At 35.7% G+C, this 14,065-nt stretch carries 13 protein-coding genes, 2 other RNA genes and 2 riboswitches; of the genes, 12 read left to right on the forward strand and 3 right to left on the reverse strand.

Going from position 1 to position 14,065, the window contains the following annotated elements:
* The first annotated feature begins 109 nt into the window (after window positions 1-109).
* Window positions 110-211: riboswitch (purine riboswitch) on the forward strand.
* A gap of 107 nt (window positions 212-318) precedes the next feature.
* Window positions 319-912, forward strand: a complete 594-nt coding sequence (locus AAG068_RS07900) for a xanthine phosphoribosyltransferase (RefSeq protein ID WP_342718816.1) — start codon at window positions 319-321, stop codon at window positions 910-912.
* A gap of 3 nt (window positions 913-915) precedes the next feature.
* Window positions 916-2,238 carry a xanthine permease PbuX gene (gene pbuX, locus AAG068_RS07905; protein ID WP_342718817.1) on the forward strand — a complete coding sequence of 441 codons (1,323 nt, stop codon included), beginning with the start codon at window positions 916-918 and terminating at the stop codon, window positions 2,236-2,238.
* Window positions 2,239-2,253: 15 nt separating this feature from the next.
* Here pbuX and AAG068_RS07910 read toward each other — a convergent pair whose 3' ends face one another.
* On the reverse strand, window positions 2,254-3,417 hold the full coding sequence (locus AAG068_RS07910) for a DUF418 domain-containing protein (RefSeq protein ID WP_342718818.1): 1,164 nt from the start codon (window positions 3,415-3,417) through the stop codon (window positions 2,254-2,256).
* 548 nt (window positions 3,418-3,965) lie between these two features.
* Here AAG068_RS07910 and AAG068_RS07915 point away from each other — a divergent pair.
* The gene (locus AAG068_RS07915; protein ID WP_342718819.1) at window positions 3,966-7,625 is read left to right on the forward strand and encodes a dynamin family protein; all 3,660 of its coding nucleotides are present in this window, start codon (window positions 3,966-3,968) and stop codon (window positions 7,623-7,625) included.
* A 3-nt stretch (window positions 7,626-7,628) separates the two neighbouring features.
* On the opposite strand, the gene AAG068_RS07920 is transcribed toward AAG068_RS07915, so the two are convergent.
* A complete protein-coding gene (locus AAG068_RS07920) occupies window positions 7,629-7,883 on the reverse strand; it encodes a DUF3931 domain-containing protein (RefSeq protein ID WP_000369740.1) in 255 nt (84 codons plus the stop codon).
* 72 nt (window positions 7,884-7,955) lie between these two features.
* Here AAG068_RS07920 and AAG068_RS07925 point away from each other — a divergent pair, with 72 nt between their 5' ends.
* The 5 genes from AAG068_RS07925 (at window position 7,956) to ssrS (AAG068_RS07945) (ending at window position 10,057) form a co-directional block, all read left to right on the forward strand.
* Window positions 7,956-8,423 carry a GNAT family N-acetyltransferase gene (locus tag AAG068_RS07925; RefSeq protein WP_342718822.1) on the forward strand — a complete coding sequence of 156 codons (468 nt, stop codon included), beginning with the start codon at window positions 7,956-7,958 and terminating at the stop codon, window positions 8,421-8,423.
* Between the two features lie 21 nt (window positions 8,424-8,444).
* Window positions 8,445-8,717, forward strand: a complete 273-nt coding sequence (locus AAG068_RS07930; protein ID WP_221839558.1) for a YpbS family protein — start codon at window positions 8,445-8,447, stop codon at window positions 8,715-8,717.
* 2 nt (window positions 8,718-8,719) lie between these two features.
* On the forward strand, window positions 8,720-9,553 hold the full coding sequence (locus tag AAG068_RS07935; protein WP_342718823.1) for a sulfurtransferase: 834 nt from the start codon (window positions 8,720-8,722) through the stop codon (window positions 9,551-9,553).
* A 116-nt stretch (window positions 9,554-9,669) separates the two neighbouring features.
* Window positions 9,670-9,852: non-coding RNA, 6S RNA (ssrS, locus tag AAG068_RS07940), on the forward strand.
* Between the two features lie 21 nt (window positions 9,853-9,873).
* Window positions 9,874-10,057, forward strand: a non-coding RNA gene (ssrS, locus tag AAG068_RS07945) — 6S RNA.
* Window positions 10,058-10,179: 122 nt separating this feature from the next.
* Here the strand turns inward: ssrS (AAG068_RS07945) and AAG068_RS07950 are convergent.
* Window positions 10,180-10,629 (reverse strand): hypothetical protein, encoded by a 450-nt coding sequence (locus tag AAG068_RS07950; RefSeq protein WP_342718824.1) that lies wholly within the window; start codon window positions 10,627-10,629, stop codon window positions 10,180-10,182.
* Between the two features lie 83 nt (window positions 10,630-10,712).
* Here AAG068_RS07950 and AAG068_RS07955 point away from each other — a divergent pair, with 83 nt between their 5' ends.
* The 4 genes from AAG068_RS07955 to AAG068_RS07970 all read left to right on the forward strand — a co-directional run bounded on the left by AAG068_RS07955 (window position 10,713) and on the right by AAG068_RS07970 (window position 14,007).
* Window positions 10,713-11,024: a hypothetical protein gene (locus tag AAG068_RS07955; RefSeq protein WP_000169021.1), complete on the forward strand. Its 312-nt coding sequence runs from the start codon at window positions 10,713-10,715 to the stop codon at window positions 11,022-11,024.
* A 3-nt stretch (window positions 11,025-11,027) separates the two neighbouring features.
* Window positions 11,028-12,263, forward strand: a complete 1,236-nt coding sequence (locus AAG068_RS07960) for a glutathionylspermidine synthase family protein (RefSeq protein WP_342718825.1) — start codon at window positions 11,028-11,030, stop codon at window positions 12,261-12,263.
* Window positions 12,260-12,646 carry a DUF350 domain-containing protein gene (locus AAG068_RS07965; protein ID WP_000606860.1) on the forward strand — a complete coding sequence of 129 codons (387 nt, stop codon included), beginning with the start codon at window positions 12,260-12,262 and terminating at the stop codon, window positions 12,644-12,646. The genes AAG068_RS07960 and AAG068_RS07965 overlap by 4 nt, the downstream gene beginning before the upstream one ends.
* Before the next feature lie 125 nt (window positions 12,647-12,771).
* Window positions 12,772-12,937, forward strand: a riboswitch (M-box (ykoK) riboswitch).
* Window positions 12,938-13,281: 344 nt separating this feature from the next.
* Entirely contained in the window at window positions 13,282-14,007 is a 726-nt protein-coding gene (locus tag AAG068_RS07970) for a cation-transporting P-type ATPase (RefSeq protein WP_342718826.1), read from the forward strand.
* The last annotated feature ends 58 nt before the right edge of the window (window positions 14,008-14,065 follow it).

Consider the following 14,065-nt stretch of genomic DNA (forward strand, 5'->3'; position numbering starts at 1 on the left):
TGTAAGAGTTTACAAAACTCGAACGAAAACGATGTTTTTATAAAATTTGTACGTGTTTTAATAATAAATGCTTTTCAAACTATAAAAATTGCGTTATAATCCATCTATAAAATAAATAGTTAGCTACACTCATATAATCGCGGGGATATGGCCTGCAAGTTTCTACCGAAGTACCGTAAATACTTTGACTATGAGTGAGGACGAATATATTTGCTTGTTTAGCATTCTTTTTTGCGAAACTCCAAAAGCGCGTCTCTCACTTGTAACGAGTGGTGGCGGTTTTTGGAGTTTTTTTATTGCATAAGAGGGGGAACAAACATGAAAGTATTACAAGAAAAGATTTTGAACGAAGGAAAGGTTTTATCTGGTGACGTATTAAAGGTAGATGCTTTTTTAAATCATCAAATTGATCCAGTACTTATGCAAGAAATCGGAAAAGAATTTGCTAAACGTTTTAAAGAAGAGAACATTACAAAAATCGTGACGATTGAATCTTCAGGCATTGCACCGGCAGTTATGGCTGCATTAGAGCTTGGTGTAAAAGTGATCTTTGCAAGAAAACGTAAATCGTTAACGTTACAAGATAATATGTACGTTGCAAACGTATATTCATTTACGAAACAAGAAACGAATGAAATTTCATTATCTCGAAATCATATCGATGAAAGTGATCGCGTTTTAATCATCGATGACTTCTTAGCAAACGGTCAGGCTGCTTTAGGTTTAATGAGTTTAGTGGAGCAAGCAGGAGCAAGTATTGCAGGAATTGGTATTGTTATTGAAAAAGCATTTCAAGATGGAGGAAAGAAGCTTCGTGAACAAGGCGTTCGTGTTGAATCACTAGCAGAAATTGCATCACTTGATAACGGCATAGTTACATTTGTACAGCAAGAAACTGCGGAGGTGAAATAAACGATGAAGCAACATCCATTTAAAATCGCATCGCTCGGTATGCAGCATATGCTTGCTATGTATGCTGGTGCAATTATCGTTCCACTTATTGTGGGCGGTGGACTTGGTTTAAATCAAAAAGAGTTAACATACTTAGTCTCAATTGATCTATTAATGTGCGGTGTTGCGACAATTTTACAAGCATTATCAAATCGCTTTTTCGGTATTGGGCTTCCAGTTGTGCTTGGTTGTACATTTACAGCGGTTGGGCCGATGATTGCAATCGGAAAACAATACGGCGTGTCTTCTATTTATGGAGCAATTATTGCTGCCGGGTTATTCGTTGTTATTTTTGCGAAATTATTTGGAAAGCTTGTAAAACTGTTTCCCCCTGTTGTAACAGGATCTGTCGTTACTGTAATTGGAGTTACACTTGTTCCAGCGGCAATTAATGATATGGCTGGAGGAGTAGGAAGTAAAGATTTCGGTAGTCTTGAAAATTTAGCATTAGCATTTGGTGTGTTACTATTTATCATCATTATGTATCGTTTCTTCGACGGATTTATTCGTTCAATCTCTATTTTGCTAGGTTTATTGTTCGGTACAATCGTTGCAGCATGTATGGGGAAAGTAAGCTTGCAAGCAGTTGGAGAAGCAGATTGGTTCCATGGTATTCAGCCATTTTACTTCGGTACACCAACATTTGAATTGACGCCAATTATTACGATGATTTTAGTTGCTTGCGTAGGGATTGTAGAAGCAACAGGTGTATACTTTGCATTATCTGATATTTGCAATAAAAATATTGGTGAAAAAGAATTAACAAAAGGCTATCGAGCAGAAGGATTAGCGATGGTGTTAGGTGGTATTTTCAACGCGTTCCCATATACAACATACTCTCAAAACGTAGGGCTTGTTCAATTAACTGGAGTAAGAAATCGCGTTATTATTTATACTTGTGGTGGTATGTTAATCGTTCTTGGGTTCATTCCAAAAATCGCAGCTATTACAACAATCATTCCAAAATCAGTACTGGGCGGTGCGATGTTAGCAATGTTCGGTATGGTAATGGCATATGGTATTAAAATGTTAAGTAGCGTTGATTTTGGTAAACAAGAAAATTTATTAATCGTTGCATGTTCTGTCGGAATCGGACTTGGAGTTACAGTCGTTCCTACTTTATTCTCACAACTTCCTGAAAATATTCGTATTTTAACAGATAACGGAATTGTACTTGGAAGTGCGTCAGCAGTACTTTTAAATATCGTATTTAATATGGTGCCGCAGCGTAAAGTGAAAGTAAAAGAAGAGCCGGTGTCTATGCAAAGTGCGGTAAGAGAAGCGTAAAAAAGCAAGGTCTCATTATGAGACCTTGCTTTTCTTTTTAAGTGGCATCATTTTCCCGTACGTACCAAGACGCCAAATGTACTCAAGTGGCCCGTATTGATAACGTGAAAGCCACCAACGGCTAATAAAGATTTGTAACGTGTAGAAACCGACGCAGAATAGTGGTCCTACCCATAATGGAGCAAGATAATCATTTTTGAACAATAGTCCGAATACAAGTAACGTAACAATTGTATGCGAGATATAATTTGTTAACGCCATTCGACCAACGTACTGGAACGGACGTAATATCTTTTGCCATTTTTCTGTTTGTAATAAACGCATGAGCGTGAAAATGTAGAATATGAATAGTGTTTTGCCGCTAAACATTGTAAAAACCTGCATATAAATTGGTTCATAAGATGGTTTTGATAAGAAATAACGGACCATAAAGAACCACATTGGTAATGTTAACATGAACATAATAATTTGCCATTTTTTTAGTTTTGGATCTAACTCTTTCGTGCGGCGGAAAATGTCTTTTTTGCCAGCGTATAAACCAAGTAAAAATAGTCCAACTGTTTCTGGGAGCATGAATGCGTTTAGGCCAATTCCATCAGCATAAAATGCATGGAAACGATTTTGTACTTGTGACACCCAGTCTTCAAGTGGCATGATAGGTAAGGAAAATCCTAATTCTTCCTTTGGAACGAATGCAATCATAATACCCCCGAGTAGCATGAAAAACTGAAAAATACTTAATAAAACGATTGCCCATATTAAAATGGTACGAGGTTCTCTCTTATAAAATAAGAATAAGAAGAATCCAGCAATTGCATAACTATGTAAAATGTCTCCGTCCCATAAAAGAACGTAATGTAAGAAACCGAATAATAATAAAATAAGTAAGCGACGAACAAATAAAGTTTTTGGGCGATCTGTTTTCGCTTCAGCACGAGTCATAAAAATATAAAAGCCTAGGCCAAATAAAAACGAAAAGATCGTATAAAACTTTGTTTGAATAAACATATCGTAGAATAGACGGATATAGCTATCTAGCCCCTCATAAACTCCTGAAAGATCACGTGAGTCAATCCCAGCGATAATAGGCCAGTTCACAAGAAAAATACCTAGTACAGCTATTCCTCTAATAATATCGATGGAGTGAATCCTCTCGCCTTGTGAAATATTTTGTGTCATTATTTTCCTCCTTGTTAAGTAATTCCCTTTTATTATACAAAATGTAAGATGGAGGGTATAGGGTGGATTTCCATTTTTTTTAACTATTAAGTTATGTAAGATGAGATATAATAAGAGTGCACAACAAGTTTTACCCTTTTTCAAAACAGGCAGTGAAGCTCCTTCTTATAAGGGGCTTTCTTTATGAAAAGTGTTGATAATGATTCTCTTTAATGATAAAATGTATTCAGAAGTGATAATCATTATCAAAAAAGGTTGGTGCATGAGTATGGTATATGCATTAGTAGCAGGTACAGTCGCTGTATATGCAGTTATTGCAAAGTATGTTTTAAATGGAGTAGGAACAGCAAAATGAGTGATATGACATAAAATCCCTTTCATTTGTAAAAAGAATGAAAGGGATTTTTTATTTTTAATGAGAATATGCTGAAAATTTAGTATGATAGTAAAGTGAAACTGTAATCAATGAGGGATGTATCTCCCGATGATTATGAGCTCGCAAATAGCGGGGAAAAGTATATACATCTTGGATAAAGGGGAACAAGGGGATGACAAACATAGTACAGACAAACGGTATGAAAAAACTTGTTTGTTTTTATGAAGAGTGGCAAAAACACGGCGATGCAGAGAATAGTTTAAAGTTATTTGAGGTGATTCAAAAATATAAGCAAGAGCAGCTTATGATTGCGTTCTGCGGTCACTTTTCTGCAGGGAAATCAACGATGATGAATCATCTATATAAAGCGCAGTTGTTACCAACAAGTCCAATTCCGACAAGCGCTAACGTTGTCAAAATTGAAAAAGGAATGGATCGTGTTGTTGTAACGGTTAAATCTGGAGAACAGTACGAATATGACGGTGCATATTCAGCTGAAGAATTAAAACAAATTTGTAAAGACGGTGACGAGGTAATTGGTGTTCATATTTATCGGAATGATGCGCCAATTCCTGAAGGTGTTATGTTAGTTGATACACCAGGGATTGACTCAACAGATGATGCCCATCAATTAGCGACAGAATCAACGCTGCATCTAGCAGACGTAATTTTTTATATGATGGATTATAATCACGTCCAATCGGAAGTGAATTTGCAATTTGTTAAAGAATTGAAACAACGTAATAAAACGGTTTATCTCGTTGTCAATCAAATAGATAAACATAAAGAAAATGAATTATTGTTTGAGAATTATAAAGATAGTGTAAAACAATCGTTCTCTAACTGGGATATTGAAGTAGATGGAGTATATTATACGTCATTACGAATGATGAACCATCCACATAATGAAATTGGAAGCTTAGAAACGTTAATTACTTCTATTATGAAAGAAAAAGAGCGGTATGTAAGAGAGGGAATGGAGAGAGAAACAGAATATTTAATGGGGGAACATTTCTCGTTTATTCTTTCTGAAAATGAAAAAGCTCTTTTGAAATATGAGAAAGAGTTAGCATCACCGCTTTCTATTTCAGAGATAGTTGAAAAGAAAGCAGAGCTAATGGAAACGAAACGTCGCGAGGCTAGTAAAGAGTCTCATGTGAGAAATGAATTTATAAAAGGCTTACAAGCTATATTAGATAACGCGTATTTAATGCCATTTGAAATGAGAGAATTGGCAAATGCGTACTTAGAAACGAAATTAACAAAGTTTAAGGTCGGTTTACTATTTGCGAAAGGAAAGACGGAGCAAGAAAAACAGAGACGCTTAGATGCTTTTTATTCTGCTTTGCAAAAGACTGTTGAAACGCAACTTGATTTTCATGTAAAAGAATTTATTGTTGCCTTCTTAAAAGAAGAAGGATTGTTTACAGAGGAAATTGGGAAAGACATATATGCTTTAGAAATTGCTTTCGGACCAGAAATGTTGGCTGAAGTCATTAAACAAGGTGCAGGTTTCACAGGTGATTACTTACTTCTTTATACAGCGGATGTAGCGAATGAACTAAAGAGACGTTATTTTACAAAAGCACAGCAAATTTTTGATAAAAGTGCAGTCGCTTTAAAGCAAAAAGTGAAGGAAGCAGTTGCTCGTATGGAAGAAGAGCTTGAAAAATATACGATGGTGCAAACGGCAAAAGAAACGAAATTGCAATACAGTAACAATTTGGAGACATATGAAAGTTATTTGCAAAATGTTTGGCAAGAGCGTGTTGCTACACCAGAAGGATTGCAAATAGAGGAGATATTACAAAGTGAAAAACAAATTGTTAGTGAGAAATTCACACTACAAGAGCAGGAAGTTGTAAATAATAACATAGCGGCTCATGAAGAAGAAATAAAAGGAACAGCAGCTTTAAATATTCAGCGTATATTAGAGAAAGTGAAGAAAGCTGAAACGATATTAGAGCCATTGCCAGCACTGAAACATGTACAGCAAGAGGTAATAGAAAAAAGGCGTCGTGTGGAAACGAAACAATTTACAGTAGCGTTATTCGGAGCTTTTAGTGCCGGGAAATCATCATTTGCCAATGCATTGCTTGGTGAGAAGGTACTTCCTGTATCACCAAATCCGACGACGGCAACGATTAATCAAATTTTGCCGGTTACAGAGGAAAAACCACACGGAACAGTAATGGTTCAATTTAAATCAAAGCAGGCTCTATTAGAAGATATGAAAGCTGTTTATAAGCTGTTTCATTATGAAATTAATACGTTGGACGAAGCATTAGCACAAATTGAAAAAGTTATGAAATATCCTTCACCAACTGGGAAGCAAAAAACAACATTTAGCTTTTTACGAGCGGTACAAAAAGGATATGATACGGTTTCTGCTCATTTAGGAGAACAAGTACAAGTTACATTAGAAGAGTTTTCTGATTATGTAGCGAATGAAGAAAAATCGTGTTTTGTTGAGTACATGGAGCTGTATTATGATTGTGCATTAACAAGGCAAGGAGTAGCGCTTGTAGACACACCTGGAGCGGATTCTATTAACGCCCGTCATACAGACGTTGCGTTCCAGTATATAAAGAACGCAGATGCTATTTTATTTGTAACTTATTATAATCATGTGTTCTCTCGTGCTGACCGTGAATTTTTAATTCAGCTTGGTCGTGTAAAGGATACTTTTGCTCTTGATAAAATGTTCTTCTTAATTAATGCGGCCGATTTAGCAGAGTCTGAAGAAGAGCTTGAAATGGTAAAAGGGTATATCGCAGACCAGCTATTGCAATACGGTATTAGAAACCCGCGTTTATTTGCAATTTCAAGTTTATGTGCGCTTGAGGAGAAACAAGGAAAAAATATTGAAAAAGAGAAATACGGTATTTTACAAAACTCTGGGATTGCTAAGTTTGAGGAATCATTTACATCCTTTATGATGAGAGATTTAATGCTTGTATCTGTTCATGCTTTATATGGTGCATTGCAAGGGGCAGATCAGCTTTTATTAAATATGATAAATGGTGCAAAGCAGGGGAATGAAGAGAAAGAGAGGCAAACGAAAAAATATGAAGCAGAGCGTGATCAACTACTTCATATTATTTCATCATATAGTGTGCTTGCTGAAGAGCAGGCGATGCAAAATGAAGTGAAAGAATTGCTTTATTACGTACAACAGCGTCTGTTCCTACGCTATAACGATGTGTTTACTGAATTTATTAATCCAGCATCGCTTCGAACGGATGGAAATGTAAAAGTGCAGTTGCAACAGTGCGTTATGGAACTAGTAGCATTTATTCAACATGATTTATTACAAGAAATGCGTGCGACATCATTACGCCTTGAAAGATGGATAGATGAAGCGATGGAGCGTGCAAAGAATGAAATTGTGGTGAACTGTAAAGTAGAAAATGAGTCAATTTCTATGAATGGAACAGTGGAATATGAATATAAAGATATTACACATAAAGAACCGTTCCCTTCAGTTGAAATAAAAGATTTCAAAAAAGCATTGGCACATTTCAAAAATGAAAAAAGCTTTTTTGAAAAAAATGATAAAGCCTCCATGCAAGACGAGGCTAAAGTTGTATTGGAGCCATTCGTATCAAACTATGTAGCTGATGAAAAAGAATTATTTGTTCATCATTATAAGCAAGAATGGGATTTGAAATGGAACTTATTCCAAAAAGTGATGCAGCAAGATGTGATGAACTATTATGAAAGTGTATTATTTGCATTGGCTGAAAAGATTGATGTATCACTATATGAACAAAGTAAAGAACAATTGCAAAAGCAGTTAGTAGAGATTGAAAAAGAAATGTATGTGATGTAGTCGTTATGAGAAAAAGATTCGTTCAATTTTCTTTTGCAGTACTGTATCTAAAGATTTGACAAACCCAGCAAATTCATCGGTAGAAATCATATGAGTAAGAACGAGTCGTCTGCCGTCTGGTGTTTCACCGCATAAGACGAATGAAGAAAATTCATATGTTTTGTTTTCTACTACTAATTTTGGATAGGAATACGTGTCGCTTTTCTTCTTCTTTCCATCAATAGAGATGACGTTGCATTTTTTCTCATTGTTGTCCATGATGAATTCCTCCTTTCTATTACTTATGGTAGACAAGGAGGGATTAGAACAATAGAGAAAGGGGAATTTTTTATGAATGTAGTAATAGAACCTATTTTGAAAGAAGCTGTACCGAAACCTTTATTATTGCTTGCTGATCCAAGTGAAGGGCAGATTGATACATATGTACAAAGAGGGAAAACATATGTAGCTAAGCAAGAGGGGAGAGTTATCGGTGTATATGTCCTTTTGGAAACAAGGCCGAAGACGATGGAAATTATGAATATTGCGGTTGTAGAGCATTTGCAAGGAAAAGGGATTGGAAAGAAGTTATTAAGTCATGCCATAGAAACCGCTAAAGGATATGGTATGTCAAAACTTGAGGTTGGTACAGGCAATTCTAGTGTTTCACAACTTGCTTTATATCAAAAATGTGGATTTCGTATTTTTTCTATTGATTTTGATTACTTTTCGAAGCATTATGAAGAAGAGATTATTGAAAATGGGATTGTATGCCGTGATATGATTCGGCTTGCAATGGAATTGAATGAGAACGTATAACTTATTTAGGGGGAAGAGAAGATGGAAGTACATAAAGCAATTACAGCACATTCTCGTAAACAAAATGAAAGTGTAAAAGCATGTTTACAATTAGATGCGCAGCGTGAAGCAGCTATTGAAGCAGCCGTATCTCTTGCGTCAAATGGGAAAGAATTTTCGGTTGATGTCATTAATGTTGTAACAAAGCAAATTAATGATCTTGCAAAAAATGGTGTTACCTTGCAGCGTAAATATGTTACAGAAGAAATGGTTATGGAGTATGTAAATCGTTTGAAAGAGAAAGAAGGTCGTTAAAGATGATAGTTACAGTCGAATGGTTACGTGAGCATATAGAAGATGAGAACGTCCGTATAATCGATTGTCGTTTTGATTTAGCGAATCCTAATTGGGGTAGAGAAAAGTATGAGGAAGAACATATTCCTCATGCATTATATTTTGATTTGAATTTAGATTTATCAAGTCCTGTAACAGAACATGGTGGCCGTCATCCGTTGCCAAATGTTGAGGAGTTTGCAGACAAGCTTTCGCAAGCTGGTATGGATGAACATACGACAGTAATTGCATATGACAGTGAAGCGGGTGCAAATGCTTCTCGTCTCTGGTGGTTATTAAACTATGTAGGACATGAGAAAGTATATATATTAGATGGCGGATTTCCAGCTTGGAAAGAGAATGGACTACCGGTAACAAAGGAAATTCCTGTTGTTAAACGAAAAGTATTCAAAGCAAATGTACAAGGTCATATGCTTGTAACGATGGAAACGGTCAGAGAGAATATTCATACAGGTGCAGATGTTACGTTAATTGATTCTAGAGAGCCAAAACGTTATGCTGGTGTAGAGGAACTTGTTGATCCAAAAGCAGGACATATTCCGACAGCAGTAAACTATTTTTGGAAGGATGGAATTTTACAATCAGGACAATTTAAGAATGAAGCCCAGCAACAAGAACGATTCCAAAATCTTTCGAAAGATAAGGAAACAATTGTATATTGTGGTTCTGGTGTTACAGCATGTCCAAACATTCTTGCATTGAAATTAGCTGGATTCCAAAATGTTAAATTGTATGCAGGTAGCTGGAGTGATTGGATTTCTTATCCAGAAAATCAAATTGCAAAAGAAGAAGATTAATCACTTGCATGCAAAAATAATTTGTATTAAAATAAGGTCACAAGCAAGAGATTGCTCGAAAAACTTTGTATTTTACACATTGGAAACAATGTGATAATATAACGACAAGTAAATAATACATCCTGCGGTGTACGTAACTTATTTATGTCTAAAACCGATGTTAGTTATACGGAAGCTCAATATTTAGCGACCATCATCAAGCCTTCCTTGTGGAGGAAGATGTACGGTAACTGTGAGGGCATCCACCTGCGAGTAGCGGGTTTTTGGACATTTACGAGGAGCGGCACGTGCGGGGGTCTTATTTCAACTAACATTATATAAAATTCCTACGGTGTACGTAGCTTATGCATGTCTTAAACCAATAAGTTTAATATGGAAGTTCAATATTTAAATGTAGCTAACATGCCATCTTTTTAAGAAGGAAGTTACAAACATTTGTGAGAGCATCCACCTGTGAGAGCAGGTTTATGGACATCTAGAGAGAACGGCATATGTGGGGCTAAATAAAAACCTTACGTTTTATACGTAAGGTTTTTTTGTTGCATACATATATCCATTAAAGTCCGATTGGTGAGGGCTAATAATCAGTGGGGATGAAGAAAACCCCCACTGATTAAAGTTTCACTTTATCTCGATTCACCTGTGAAGTTCCCATAATAAATATAGCATTTTCTGTCTTCATCAATTTCTCTTGAATCTAAAGTAAACTCCATATGCATGCCGTCGCGCTGAATATATATGATATCTGAATGAAGAGATGGTAAAATTTCTTCATAGTTCCATACATCTTTACTTTCAATCAAGTTTGAACTCGTATTTTTTAGCTCCCTAATTTCAAAACCGATGTGGAAGTAAGTAGGATCTGAAGGATCGTTAGAGAAAGTTTCTTGTTGAATATATATAACTGCTGTTCCGTCTGGATCTACTGAAGTTGCAGTGACAACATATGTATTTTTATCTTTTATAAAATATTCACAAGTCATGCGTGCGATGATTTCAGAATTAGAAATATTTGCATAGTTCCATAAAGCTGGATACCCTTTCGTTTCATCATTAAGTCGATATTCTAAGCGCATTTTATCCCTCTTCTTCCTTTTTCTTCTACTTTATCATGACATCCTATATAATAGGAATAGAATTTAAAAAGGGGAGTGCGAAGGTGACAAAAACGAAATGGCTAGTTGGTGGTGTGGTAACGTCTTTAATGACTGGCACCTTATTTGGTTGCGCACAAGATCTTCCCCCAAAACCAAATGATAAGAGTTGTTCAGATTGGGATTGGGATGATGAGCTTGGGGTATGGCAGTGTGATGATAGTAGTTCAGGTTATCGTGGGCATTATTTCTATGGTGGGCGATACTATCAAAATAAATCCACTTTTAAAAATTCATCGGCGTTTAAATCGTATCAATCGTCTGCGGAATTTAAAGGTGGGATTGGAAGCGGTTCAAAGGGAGGATTTGGGGGCTAAAACATGTCGCAGTACATAAGGGATCGAAAAGAGTTTTATTCGAAATATCCGAATTTCTGGTCGGATTTATATGAATGTGAGTATAGTTTGTTTCATGTTTTCTCTATAACAAATGAGAATAGGAAACAATTACAATTAGCAACTGAACGAATGGGGAAAATATTTTTTAAGACTGCTAGACTGTTGCGTAATTTAAGTGACGAACAGCTTCTTAAACTTGGTTTTCCTCCTGCGAGCTTATCATTCATTAGAATGAAAGGGTTATATCCTGAATCTGTTATTTCACGATTTGATTTCGTGTTAACAGGTGATAACCAAATAAAAATGCTTGAGTTTAATAGTGATACACCCACCTTTATTATGGAATGCTTTCAAATGAATGGGGAAGTTTGTAAAAAGCTAGGTTATGATGATCCAAACTTAGGTCAAGAGCGATTGCTATCTTCTGGTGTTACAAAAGCTGTAATGGAAGCGACAAAGGGAATAGATAATCCAAATGTTGTTTTTACGGCACATCATGAACATATTGAGGATTGGAATACGACTATGTATTTGAGTCAGTTATGCCATGTTGAAAATAAAGTAGTGCCAATGTCAGAACTTAGAATTACAAAAGATGCTTTAGTGGATAGGGATGGAGTGCAAATTGATGTTTTGTATCGTCAAACGTATCCAATAGAAGATTTAATTGAGGATCAAGATCCTGAAACTGGAGATTTGGTTGGTGTGGAGCTGTTGCAACTTGTAAAAGCTGGAAAGCTTTTTATTATAAATCCTTTGTCAGCATTTTTACTTCAGCCAAAATCAATTCAGTGTCTTATTTGGGGGCTAGCGGAAGAAGATGCTTTTTATACAAATGAGGAACGACAGTGGATTAAAGAATATATGTTGCCTACATATTTAGAACCAGATTTATTTTTAGGAAAAGGTTCTTTCGTTCAAAAACCTTCATTTGGTAGAGAGGGAGATACAATTACCGTTCGTGATAAGGACGAAAATATTATGATTCAAAATGCACACCAAACGTATAAAGCGTCACTGCCGATATTTCAAAAGTATACAGAACTTCCAGTCGTATCCCTGGAAACAGAGAAAGGGATGGAGAAACTGTCGTATGTGTTTGGTTCGTTTTTAATTGCAGGAAAAGCGAGTAGTATCGGTATTCGTGCAGGGGAAAAAATTACGGGTAATGAATCGTACTATTTACCAGTAGGTATAAAAAAGGAGGAAAGTACATGATTAATTTTTTATTATATTTAGCAGTAACACTTGGACTTTTATGCATTGGTCTTTTCCTAATGGAAGTGACAACGAAAGTAAAAGAATTTAAGTTAATGGCTCAAGGAAATAAGGCGGTAAGCTATGTGCTTGGAGGTCGATTACTTGGGTTAGCTATTGTTTTATATTCAACAGCGGCTAATTCCATTTCACTTCTTGATATGGTTTCGTGGGGAGCGGTTGGAATTTTGGCTCAAATTATCGTCTTTTATTTAGCTGAGTGGCTTACACCACGCTTTAATATAAATAAAAGTCTTGAAGAAGATAATCAAGCAGTCGGTCTTTTTCTTATGTTTTTATCTCTTTCCATTGGGATTGTAATTGCTGGTTGTATAACTTATTAAAAACTTTACGTTCGAACGTAAAGTTTTTTATTTTATCTACCGTAGTTTGTTATACCTTTCGAAAAAATTGTAGGCTACTGTTGACATCTATTTTAAATAAGAGTAACATTTTCTATGTAATAAAAATAAGTCTCTGTTAGGTGAGGCTCCTGTATAGAGAAATGCTACTGCCCAAAAATGTCGAGAGACGCCAATGGGTCAACAGGAATGATCGAATTAAGGTTTTTCTTAACGTAGCTGGTAATGTACCTATGCTATACAGTGCTAAAACTCGGCGAGGGAGAGGTCCGTAGATTTCTAATTGTATTAGGAATCGTTTATTTGTGTATGTCATGACCTTTACTCTTTTCGGAGTAAAGGTCTTTTTGTTACAAAGCTATGAGTAATCTCATAGTATAAACTATAAAATGAAAACAAGGAGGTGAGGAGCATGTCAAATTCTGACTCGGTTCCGTTACCCATATACTTCAAATCAAAAATATATGATGTAGGCAGGAAACGACTTGTTCCTCCCTCTATATTTATCATCATGTAGCGTTTATATGTACGTTTAAGCGCTAGACACTTTTACAGTAAAGTGGATAAATCGAGAAACAAAGCGTTTCTTCCTATGTTGTAAAGGAGGAGACGATAATATGTTATATGCAAACAAAACTGTGGGTAACACGTCATATAAATTAAGTAAAAAATCAATGAAAGAACAAACATTGCTTCAAAAAAATAAAGATTTATTAATTGAAATCGCAACGAGAGATGTAAAATCTGTATTTGCGTATTTTAAAACAACAAGAGACGGTTTATCTATGAAAGAGGCACAAAAACGTATTCAAGTATACGGCCGAAATGAATTAACTTCAAAAAGAGCTCGTATTGCGGAAGTTATGATGAAGCTAAGTGGAATGATCCCAGGTTTTTCAAAACAACATGTACGTAATGGATTACAATGTGAGAAAATTACTGTGTCTCGAGTAGAATGTTCAAGTGTAACAGGTTTAAACGGTGAATTGAAAATGATGAATTTGCCAGTACAAGAGCTTGTTCCTGGAGATATGATTTTTCTTTCAGAAGGTGATACAGTACCAGCAGATGTACGTATCATCTATGCAAATGATTTATTAGTAAATGAATCTGTGCTAACAGGAAACGATGCAAGTGTTGAGAAATTTGAAAGCTGCTATCATCTTGAGCGCAAACGATTTATTCCTTTAAAACGAATGAAAGACTATAATCCACTTGAACTTGAAAACGTATGTTTCAAAGGGACGTATATTGTTGGTGGAAATGCAAAAGCTGTAGTTGTTTCGACTGGGAAAAATACGTATTCAGGAATTCTTCATACTTGTTGTAGTAGAACGTCTTAATGTGTAAATGATGCTAAATATACAAAAACAATGTATAATAGACAAAGTTGAAAAACGT

This window comes from Bacillus paramycoides (assembly GCF_038971285.1).
Taxonomy (GTDB): Bacteria; Bacillota; Bacilli; order Bacillales; family Bacillaceae_G; genus Bacillus_A.